Below are 11,661 nucleotides of genomic sequence, written 5' to 3'. Positions count from 1 at the left end.
GCCACCTCAGTGAATCAAGATGCAGTGTATAGCTTCAGTCCAAGTTATAGCGACGCTGACAGTGATGATCTGACGTTCAGCATCGAGAACCAGCCGAGCTGGACGAATTTCAACCCTGCGACTGGAGTGTTATCAGGCCTGCCGACCAATGCTGATGTTGGTACCAGCTCAAACATTGTTATTAGCGTCTCGGATGGTATTGAGACTGCCAGTCTTGCTGCATTTAACCTCGAAGTGGTGAATGTGAATGATGCGCCTACTATTTCAGGTTCACCAGCCACCTCAGTGAATCAAGATGCAGTGTATAGCTTCAGTCCCAGTTATAGCGATGCTGACAGTGATGATCTGACGTTCAGCATTGAAAACCAGCCAGCGTGGACGAACTTCCACCCCGGGACTGGAGTGTTATCGGGCCTGCCTGACAATGGTGATGTTGGTACCAGTTCGGGTATTGTCATCAGTGTTTCGGATGGTATTGAGACAGCCAGCTTACCAGCGTTCAATCTGGAAGTGGTGAATGTGAATGATGCACCGGTGATATCGGGCTCTCCAGCCACCTCAGTGAATCAAGATGCAGTGTATAGCTTCAGTCCCAGTTATAGCGACGCTGACAGTGATGATCTGACGTTCAGCATCGAGAACCAGCCGAGCTGGACGAGTTTCAACCCTGCGACTGGAGTGTTATCAGGCCTGCCGACCAATGGTGATGTCGGTACCAGCTTAAACATTGTCATCAGTGTCTCGGATGGCGTAGAGACCGCAAGCCTTGCGGCATTCAACCTTGAAGTGGTGAATGTGAATGACGCGCCGGTGATATCAGGTTCACCAGCCACTTCAGTGAATCAAGATGCAGTGTATAGCTTCAGTCCCAGTTATAGCGATGCCGACAGTGATGATTTAGCCTTCAGCATCGAGAACCAGCCGAGCTGGACGAATTTTAATCCCGCGACCGGAGTATTATCAGGCCTGCCGACCAATGATGATGTCGGAACCAGCTCAAACATTGTCATTAGCGTCTCGGATGGAATAGAGACCGCCAGTCTTACTGCATTTAACCTCGAAGTAGTTAACGTCAATGACGCACCGCAAATCAGCGGTAGCCCAGCCACCAGTGTGCAGCAGGATGCCAACTACAGCTTCACGCCGATAGCCAGTGATATCGACAACGATGATCTGACCTTCAGTATCGAAAACCAGCCGTCGTGGGCGAGCTTCAATACGGCCTCGGGTGTATTGAGTGGCACACCGACCAATGATGATGTCGGCACTACCTCGAACATCTCGATTAAGGTGAGTGATGGCACCGAAACTGTGAGCCTTACCGCCTTCAATCTAGAAGTGGTCAACGTTAATGACGCACCGCAAATTAGCGGCAGCCCAGCCACCAGCGTACAACAGGATGCCAGTTACAGCTTCACGCCAGTAGCCAGTGATATCGATAACGATGACTTGACCTTCAGTATCGAAAACCAACCTGCGTGGGCAAGCTTCAATACGGCTTCGGGCGTATTGAGTGGCACACCGACCAACGACGATGTCGGTACTACCTCGAGCATCGTGATTAAGGTCAGTGATGGTATTGAAACCGTCAGCTTGGCAGCGTTCAATCTGGAAGTGTTGAACGTCAATGACGCGCCGCAAATTAGTGGTATACCAGCGACTTCAGTCAATCAAGATGCCAGTTACAGCTTCACGCCAGTAGCCAGTGATATCGACAACGATGATCTAACCTTCAGTATTGAAAACCAGCCAGCGTGGGCGAGCTTCAATATCGCGAGCGGTTTGCTCAGCGGCACACCGGCCAATGATGATGTTGGCACTACGTCGAACATCGTTATTAAGGTCAGTGATGGCACTGAAACAGTCAACTTGGCAGCGTTTAACTTGGAAGTGGTGAACGTTAATGACGCACCGTCTATCTCAGGCACGCCAGCCACCAGTGTGCAGCAGGACGCCAGCTACAGCTTTACGCCAGTAGCCAGTGATATCGACAACGATGACTTGACCTTCAGTATCGAAAACCAGCCATCGTGGACAAGCTTTAATACGGCCTCGGGTTTATTGAGCGGCACACCGACCAACGACGATGTCGGTACTACCTCGAACATCTCTATCAAAGTCAGTGATGGCACTGAAACGGTCAGCTTGGCAGCGTTCAATCTTGAAGTAGTTAACGTTAATGACGCGCCGTCTATTTCAGGCACACCAGCTACCAGTGTCCAGCAGGATGCTAGCTATAGCTTCACCCCAGTCGCCAGTGATATCGACAACGATGATCTAACCTTCAGTATTGAAAACCAGCCAGCGTGGGCGAGCTTTAATACGGCTTCGGGGGTATTGAGTGGCACACCGACCAACGACGATGTCGGTACTACCTCGAGCATCTCTATTAAAGTGAGTGACGGTACGGAAACGGTCAACCTGGCAGCATTCAATCTCGAAGTGGTGAACGTTAATGACGCACCGCAAATTAGCGGTAGCCCAGCCACCAGTGTGCAGCAGGACGCTAGCTACAGCTTCACGCCAGTCGCCAGTGATATCGACAACGATGGCTTGACCTTCAGTATTGAAAACCAGCCATCGTGGGCGAGTTTCAATACCGCGAGCGGTTTACTTAGCGGCACACCAGCCAATGATGATGTGGGCACTACGTCGAACATCGTGATTAAGGTCAGTGATGGTACTGAAACTGTCAGCTTAGCGGCCTTCAATCTCGAAGTAGTCAACGTTAATGACGCGCCGCAAATAAGCGGCAACCCAGCAACCAGTGTGCAGCAGGACGCCAGCTACAGCTTTACGCCAGTAGCCAGCGATATTGACAACGATGACTTGACCTTCAGTATCGAAAACCAACCTGCGTGGGTGAGCTTTAATACGGCCTCGGGTTTATTGAGCGGCACACCGACCAATGATGATGTTGGCACTACGTCGAACATCGTGATTAAGGTCAGTGATGGTACTGAAACCGTCAGCTTGGCAGCGTTCAATCTTGAAGTAGTCAACGTTAATGACGCGCCGTCTATCAGCGGCAGCCCAGCCACCAGTGTGCAGCAGGATGCCAGTTACAGCTTTACGCCAGTAGCCAGTGATATCGACAACGATGACTTGACCTTCAGTATTGACAACCAACCTTCGTGGGCAAGCTTTAATACGGCTTCGGGGGTATTGAGTGGCACACCGACCAACGACGATGTCGGTACTACCTCGAGCATCGTGATTAAGGTCAGTGATGGTACTGAAACCGTCAGCTTAGTGGCGTTCAATCTGGAAGTAGTGAACGTTAATGACGCCCCTACATCGGTAGATGATGTGGCGACTACGCTAGAAGATCAGTCCGTCCAGATCGATATCCTAAGTAATGATTATGATATCGATCAGAATTTGGTGGTATCGAGTGTTAGTTTAGAAACCATGCCCGCTAACGGCACCGCTCAGTTTGATTCAGGGACTGGGAAAGTGACCTATAAGCCAGAATCTGATTTTCATGGTAGCGATAGTTTTACCTATAAGGTGAAGGACAGCGATCTGAGTGAATCTGAACTGGCAACTGTCAGGGTAACCGTCACGCCTGTTAATGATGTGCCGGTTGCCGCTGCGTTTAATGAAAAAACGGATGAGGATAATCCGATAGTCTTGGCTGTACGGATTGCAGCTACTGATCCGGAAGAGGGGACACCTGAAGGGAATATTGAAATAGTTACTCACCCTGAGAATGGTGTTGCGACCATTGTAGAGGGTGCCAATATTCGTTATTTACCAAATGAAGACTATTTCGGCCAAGATGTTTTGGAATACCGTATTTTTGATGGGGTGGGTCTAGCATCAGAAGCCGCCGAAATAAAAATATTGGTGGGGGCGATAAACGATAGGCCTATTGCAATGGATGACGAAGCAACCACGCTTGAAGACGAGCCCGTTGAAATTGCTATTTTATCCAACGACAGTGACATCGAAGATGGAAGTGCAGAAAGTGGGTTTACCGCTCAGCAAATCTCCTTTACTAATCAAGCGTCCTTAACTAAAGGCACTGCTACTGTGTTAGCTGATGGGAAGCTGAGGTATGTGCCTAATGAAGATGCTAATGGCACCGAGGTCATTACGTATTCCATTACCGATAGTGATGGTTATGAGTCATTAGCGGCAGCGGTCACTATCACCGTAACGCCTGTTAATGATGCTCCGGTTGCTATAAATAACCAAGCTCAATTGGTTGAAGAAGGTACGCTCGAGATTAATATCTTGGGTAATGATTATGATATCGATGATCAGGTGGACGTTACATCTGTAGAGCTCGTCTCGATGCCACAAGGCGGTACGGCTACAGTGAGTTCCACTGGTGCAATCCGCTACCAAGCGTCTGAAAACTATTTTGGTGATGATCTGTTTAGTTATCAGGTTAAAGATAACACGGGGGCTGTTTCCAATATTGCGGTGGTTAGCTTAACCATTACGCCGGTTAATGATGTGCCGATTATCGTTGACGATACCATTACGGAAACCTATTCAGAGCAAAATCAATTTGAGCTAGATGTTTTGAGCAATGATGTTGATGTTGATGGCGATACACTCAGTATTGTTGCCGCTCAGGCCAGTGTTGGCACGGTTACTATCGAGAATAACAAGCTTAACTATGTAGCCCCGGCAGGTTTTATCGGTAATGTAGAAATCAGTTACTTGGTCAGCGATGAATATAGCGAGTTAGTCAGTGCGATAGTGACGCTAACCATCGAAGGAGAGGTTCAACTAGGTACACCGATCATTAATGAGCCTGATGATATTGAACTGAATGCGACAGCGTTATTTACCAAAGCGGATCTGGGGGTAGCGACAGCGTTTGATACCTTGGGGAATCCCTTGAGTGTTGTCTTGGTTGATAACCGACATTACTTCCAGCCTGGTAATCACATTGTTTATTGGCGAACCGAAGATGGTCAAGGCAACAAAGCTGAAGCAAGCCAGCATGTGACAGTTCATCCATTGGTGTCTATCGAAAAAGATGGTGTAACCGCAGAAGGTAATAGCTATCAGGCCTCAGTGTATATTAATGGTGAGTCACCCACTTACCCAGTTGTTATCCCTTATACCGTTTCAGGCACGACTGATAGTCAAGATCATGATTTGGTCGCAGGCAATGTGGTTATCGAGCAAGGTTTGAAAGGCGCCATCACATTTACGCTCTTTGATGATGGTATTAGCGAAGGGGACGAAGAAGTCGTTATTACGCTAGATAATAGCGTAAACCTTGGCAGTAAATCTGTGTTCCGCTTGTTGGTGAAAGAAGACAATATTGCTCCTCAATTAACGGTCTTGGTCAGTCAGTCGACGGAATATCGTCAGGTGGTTACCAATAGCGCAGATTTGGTAACGATTAAAGCGAATGTTACCGATGCGAATAGTGGGGATAGCCATCAATATACTTGGCTAACCAATGAAGCGCTTATCACTAATCAGGGGACAGATGAGGGTGAGTTTATTTTCTCTCCAGAACAACTTGCGCCTGGCCATTACATGATTAACTTGACGGTCACAGATGACGCATCGACTCCTGCATCAGTCACCAAAGATATCTATATCGAAGTGGTACAGCAATTAGCCTCGCTGGGGACTGAAGATAGTGACGGCGATCTGCTGCCCGACAGCGAAGAAGGTTTTGTCGACAGTGACGAAGATGGTATTCCAGATTATCTAGATGCGATTGATGAGTGTAATGTCCTGCAGGAACAAGCGCTCGACTCTGATGGATATTTAATTGAAGGGGAGCCCGGTGTCTGCTTACGTAAAGGTGTTTCAGTTGCCGCGAATGCCTCAGGAGGAACTCAGCTATTTGACGATGAAGTTGAACAGCAATTGGGCAGTGATACAGAAGCAACCAATATAGGTGGATTATTTGATTTCATCGCTTATGGGTTACCAACTCCGGGACAAACTTACCAAGTCGTGTTCCCTCAACGTTTACCTATACCAGCGAATGCGGTTTATCGGAAATACTCTGAGCAGAAGGGCTGGTTTGATTTTGTCATAGACAGCAACAATTATTTGTCATCATCGGCTGGTGAAGCGGGCTATTGCCCACCTCCGGGAAGTGAACTTTGGGTTGTTGGTTTGAAGGAAGGGGATTGGTGTGTTCAGCTCACTCTCGAGGATGGAGGTCCGAATGATGATGATGGCATTGTAAATGGCAGCATCATGGATCCCGGTGGTGTTGCGACAAAAGCGAGTGATAATACGCTTCCTGTCGCTGAAGCAGATACCGCGGTGGTTGGTATTAACTCTTCTGTCATCATAAACGTACTAGCCAATGATAGTGATGCAGACGGGGATGAAATTAGCATCGCTAGTGTGTCGGAGAGTTTTGGGGTAACAGAAGTTATCAGTAACCAACTGCGCTATACAGCTGAGACGGGGTTCCTTGGCAATGCTGTGATTAGTTACGGTATTACCGATAGTAAAGGTGGAACGGCGTCATCGACTGTTACGGTGAATGTTGTCAACAGCCAGTCTCCTGTTGCTGTTGATGACGAGGCACAAGTCGTCACCCAAGATGTTGTTGAAATTAATGTACTGGCAAACGACTCGGATCCCGATGGTGAAACGTTAGCACTACTTTCGGCGCAAGCTGAGCATGGCGTTGTTGTTATTAAAAGCAATCAGACCTTGAGTTATCAGTCTGAGGCAGGGTTTGAAGGGATAGATACGATTACCTATCAAATCAGCGATACCTTCGGCTTGACTGCGGGTGGACAGGTTAAGGTTACTGTCAGTAACGTCAACTCAACCTATGTCAGCAACTCTGGAGGAGGGAGTATGGGGTTAACAGGGATCGCGATGCTAATGTTGATCAGCCTTTATAAATGCGGGGCGGCATACTCTAATCTACTGTTACGTAGCATAGTGTTGCTAATGTTATCTATTAGTACACAAGCACAGGCGAATTGGTACTTGGAGGCAGACGTAGGGCAGAGTAAGGCTCGAGATGATCTGGATACAAGCCAAGCCAAAATCATCGATATCGAAGATCATGATTTCTACTGGACGCTGGGTGCCGGATATTCCATTACCTCTGATTGGGATATCACACTGAGGTATATCGATCAGGGGAAGGCAAGCGCCACCTTGGTTGGGGACGTTAATATGAGTGACGACAAACACTTGTCGTTATCTCGTATTACACCGGTGTTGGTCCAGGGTGTCGGTATCGATACCCGCTATGCGTTCTGGCGTTATCATCAGGTATCGCTAGCGGGTGTGCTGGGGGTTATGTACTGGGAAGCCGATATTGAGAGCCTGTATCAAGGGCAGAAAATAACTCACAGCGATGATGGCGTTGATCCATATTTAGGCATTGAGCTTAATTATGCCTTAACGCCTGTCTGGCAGGTTGGCCTTGCAGTGAACCGATATTTCATTGATGCCAATGACGTTGACTCTATCAGTATCAAGATGAAGTATCGGCTCCCAGCGTTTAGCTTCTAATCTAGTTTTTCTTCATCAGGAAGAGCAACTGATTTCTAGTTTCTTGCCCCATTCTGGTGGACGCTCAGCGAAAGTTGCAAATTCTGGGTGCTCCTCGAAAGGACGCTGCAAAACAGTCAACAGCTGTTCTACCATGGCAAAGTGACCTTGCTCGGCTTGTTCGATAGCTTGCTGGGCGAGGTAGTTTCTCAAAATAAACTTAGGGTTAGATTTGCGCATAAGCGCGAGGCGCTCGGTATCACTTAATGATTCATTTTCCAGCCTATCAGCATACAGGGTTAGCCATACGTTCAATGGCGATAAATCGTTGAACAAATCTTGAAATTGGTGATTTGATGTCTTGAGTTCAGTATGGGGGATTTCAGACAAAGTGCGGAAAAAGAGCGTGTAGTCAACGGCTTGTGTTTTCATTAGATCAAACAAATTAGCAAAGAGCGGTGTATCTTGTTCCAGCTTTTCATTGAGGCCAAGTTTCTTTCGCATATTTTCGCTATAGGCTTTTTGCAGCAAAGGTTGATAGCTCTCTAAAGCATGATCAATGTCCTTTTTTTCAAGCAAAGGGGTTAGTGCATAGCCAAGCGCGGATAAGTTCCACAGGGCGATAGTCGGTTGCTGGTTGAACGCGTATCGGCCGGAATAGTCGGAATGATTACAGATATAACCGGGCTTATAGTCATCCAGAAACCCATAGGGACCATAGTCAAACGTCAGACCAAGGACTGACATATTGTCGGTGTTCATCACGCCGTGGGCGAAACCAACCGCTTGCCAGTCGGCAATCATTTCAGCAGTTAAGCGGACGATATTGTGGAACATTTGGCTATAACAGTTCGCTTCGGTATCTTGAACATCAATATCCGGAAAGTGGTGTTTAATAAGATAGTCGGCCAATATTTTCAGCTCAGCATATTGCTGGGTATAGAAAAAGTATTCGAAATGGCCGAACCGTAGGTGGCTTTCGGCAATACGTATCAGCGTTGCGCCTCGTTCAACCGTTTCTCGATATACCGGCGTATTGCTTGAAAGCACGGCCAGAGCATAGGTGGTTTTGATCCCTAACCCCGCCATTGCGGCACTTGCGAGGTATTCACGAATGCTTGAGCGTAATACAGCGCGTCCGTCACCTTGGCGAGAGTAGGGAGTAAGGCCCGAGCCTTTCAAGTGGATATCCCATTTTTGGCCTGATGAGGTTAGTACCTCTCCCATTAACAAACCACGGCCGTCGCCCAAGTCTGGGTTGTATTGGCCAAACTGATGGCCGGTGTACTTCATTGCGATAGGTGCCATCACTGGATGGTCATCATTGCCCGTAAAGAGGTTGATAAAGTACTCGGTGGTGGCTTGATCCGGATCCAGCTCAAGCATGTCACTGACTTGGGGGTTCACACTGACCAGAAAAGGGTCATCAAGCGGCTGTGGCTTGATTGCTGTTCCAAAAGCAGCAGGAAGCTGGCTATATGTGTTGCTGAAGATGAGCTCGGACAGTTTTTTCATATAGGGATCATCAAAATGGCTTCCCTTTAAGCGTATCAACTGTCAGCAAGGTTACAACGGAGAGAGTGTAGGGGTATTATCTCTCTCTGCTGTGTTTTTTGCGTGCGGTGGCGTTTTATTCGCTTTCGATAGGTTCGATATCGACAATTTTCGAACGGTTCATGATGACCTTCCAGCGCTGGACGCAGACGGTTTTGTCATCCACCATTTCCCTGGTCACTAGGTTGATCAGATGACGCTTTTCGACGGTTTCTTTCGATACTTGGCCATCTTTTATTTGGTAGATTTTTTGTGACCCTTTTTCCATTAGGCGGGTAATGGTTCGCAGATCCAGCATAATGGACTCACGGGTTTGTTCATAACCAGTCAGGAACTTGGTAGGTGACATTCGCGTCGTGCTTTTGTAGTGCAACACCGTTTCCTCATGCTGGGAAACCTTGTGTTTGCGAACCTTCTTGATTTCTTTATCTAAATCTTTAAACGCGCAATACTCCATCCACTCAAGCTGGCGGCCGATCAACTGGTTTGAGTTGACATCAAAAAACTGTTTGCGCCACTTGGGTTTGCCCTTTCGCACCATACGCCAAAGGATGGTTTTCAAGTCATCCTTAAACACTTCGCGAGCCGCGTAAATGAAAGAGAGCACGAGAATAAATGAAGCGGTAATGTCACCGAGCACACCTCGCGCTTTAATCAGCATCAAGGTCACAAAAATCATCACAAAACCTGCCGCAAAACCTGTGACAACTTTACGCGTATTCTGGCCCAGTTCGCTGGTTTTTTCCTTCATGGTTACCGGATACTCAATCAAGCGGCGCAACAGGCGCATTTTGTTGGACATCCGAGTTGGATCTTCCATTGCTTTAGATGAGTTATAGTCATGCTTGGTTCTATGCTCAGACTCTGTTTCGCAGACTTGAAGTAGCAGCGATTTGATCTCGCTGTAATCACTGCTTCTTGGTAGGTGCGCGACGAGTTCTAGCAACCGCTGTTCCGTGTACCATGAAAGGTAGTTATCGACATTCTCGTAATATTTGTGCAGCTTTTTGTCAGTTGGCACATTACGGCGTAGTCGTTTCAAGATCCTTTGGGTTAGCTGGGCAACTTCTTCGACTTCTTCTAACGAGCGCTCTTCTTTAACATCAAGGAGTTGCTGCGTCGTTTTTTCAAGCGCCAAGGCATATTGATACGCATAGAGGCTCAAGCTCAAGCGGTATTGCTCAGTAGAGAGCTTACCTCGACTGGCAAGCCGGCTATGAACCAGTGGTAAGTGGTTTACATCACTGTAGTAGGTACGTTTACCCTGAATCGCGTTATGGAAAAATTCATCTTCAGCAATGATATTACTGTTTAATCCAAGTTCGCCGGGAACGAAAATAAAGAGATCCAGTTGTCGGTTTGTTGTTTCAGGAATGACGTGGGAAATTTTGAGTTTATGCCCGTCTTTTTTTTCAACTGTGATCACTCTACTACACTACCTCACGATGGCTGGGGAATATGAATATGCAACGTTGTATAACCAAGTCACTTGGCTACTAACATAACGTTAAGTTTGGGAAGTAAGGTTAATTTTAGATGAATTAGTCAGTTAATAGCAGTGTTATTTGGTGTTTCACTCTTTATTAGAGTGAAAAGTAAGCAAAAAATGAAAGATAGGTCAGGCGCATTGGGTTAACATCACGTATAATGCGCCGCCTGATGTTAAGATGAAGCATTGCAGAGCGTCGCATGCTGTCGGCTGTTTGTTACACAGGCCGTTTTATTTACCCAGAGAGTGTCGAAAGAATGATTAGAATTGGACAATACAACACGTTAGAGGTCGTCAAGTTAGTAGATTTTGGCGTATTCCTTGATGGTGGTGATGATTTTGGCAATATCCTACTGCCTAAAGCGTCTGTTCCGGCTGGCACTGAGTTGGGGGATAAGCTGGAAGTCTTTGTTTATTTTGACTCTGAAGACGAGATCATCGCGACGACCAAGCAGCCATATGCTGTTGTGGGTGATTTTGCCTTGCTACGTGTTGTCGGCATTTGTGGCGTAGGTGCTTTTGTTGATTGGGGCCTTGAGAAAGATCTGTTGGTTCCATTCAGTGAGCAGCGTCGTCGCCTTGAAGAAGGCCAAGACATCATGGTTCGCATCTACACCGATAAGGCGTCGGGCCGTATTGTTGGTTCAACCAAATTCAACCGTTTCTTGGATAAAACGCCGGCTAACTATAAAGTGGGTGAAGAAGTTCAGGTTCAGATCGCTGAAACTAGCGAACTGGGTTATAAAGCTGTAATCGAAGATAAGCACTGGGGCTTGCTATTCAAAACTGAATCATTCGGTAAGTTGTTCCCTGGCAAAAAGCTGAAGGCTTACATTAAAGAGATTCGCCCAGACGGCAAGATCAACCTGTCATTGCAAAAAGCAGGCAAGGCAAAGGTTGACGACTTGGCCGATAAAATCCTGACGACACTCGAGCGTAAGGGCGGCTTTGTTCCGTTAAGTGATAAGTCATCACCAGATGCGATTTTTAAAGAGTTCCGTACCAGTAAAGCGACCTTCAAGAAAACCATCGGCGGTCTTTATAAGAAAGGTCTGATTATTATTGATAAAGATGGAATTCGACTGAACGATAATTAATCAGAAATTGCTTTCGTGATTGTCTTAAAAGCCGGTGTTTATCACCGGCTTTTTTGTGAGCGGTAGCAT

Annotated in this window: 4 protein-coding genes; 2 read left to right on the top strand and 2 right to left on the bottom strand. The window is 47.0% G+C overall.

Features of this window, described 5'->3' with window-relative positions:
* Positions 1-9 precede the first annotated feature (9 nt).
* On the top strand, positions 10-7,473 hold the full coding sequence (locus L4D79_RS16230; RefSeq protein WP_428652585.1) for an Ig-like domain-containing protein: 7,464 nt from the start codon (positions 10-12) through the stop codon (positions 7,471-7,473).
* Between the two features lie 15 nt (positions 7,474-7,488).
* Here L4D79_RS16230 and L4D79_RS16225 read toward each other — a convergent pair whose 3' ends face one another.
* Positions 7,489-8,967 (bottom strand): protein adenylyltransferase SelO, encoded by a 1,479-nt coding sequence (locus L4D79_RS16225; protein ID WP_428652584.1) that lies wholly within the window; start codon positions 8,965-8,967, stop codon positions 7,489-7,491.
* 115 nt (positions 8,968-9,082) lie between these two features.
* Entirely contained in the window at positions 9,083-10,432 is a 1,350-nt protein-coding gene (locus L4D79_RS16220) for a hypothetical protein (RefSeq protein ID WP_428652583.1), read from the bottom strand.
* Between the two features lie 320 nt (positions 10,433-10,752).
* Here L4D79_RS16220 and L4D79_RS16215 point away from each other — a divergent pair, with 320 nt between their 5' ends.
* A complete protein-coding gene (locus L4D79_RS16215) occupies positions 10,753-11,592 on the top strand; it encodes a CvfB family protein (protein ID WP_428652582.1) in 840 nt (279 codons plus the stop codon).
* Positions 11,593-11,661 lie beyond the last annotated feature (69 nt).

It is taken from the genome of Photobacterium satsumensis (assembly GCF_050336935.1).
Lineage (GTDB): Bacteria > Pseudomonadota > Gammaproteobacteria > Enterobacterales > Vibrionaceae > Photobacterium > Photobacterium satsumensis.
The sequence above is the reverse complement of the archived record's forward strand: the minus strand, read 5'-3'. Positions and strand labels throughout refer to the sequence as shown.

Bases quoted from the DNA above. Each gene is read 5' to 3' on its own strand.
- L4D79_RS16225 (WP_428652584.1), bottom strand. From the start codon at position 8,967: ATGAAAAAACTGTCCGAGCTCATCTTCAGCAACACATATAGCCAGCTT.
- L4D79_RS16215 (WP_428652582.1), top strand. From the start codon at position 10,753: ATGATTAGAATTGGACAATACAACACGTTAGAGGTCGTCAAGTTAGTA.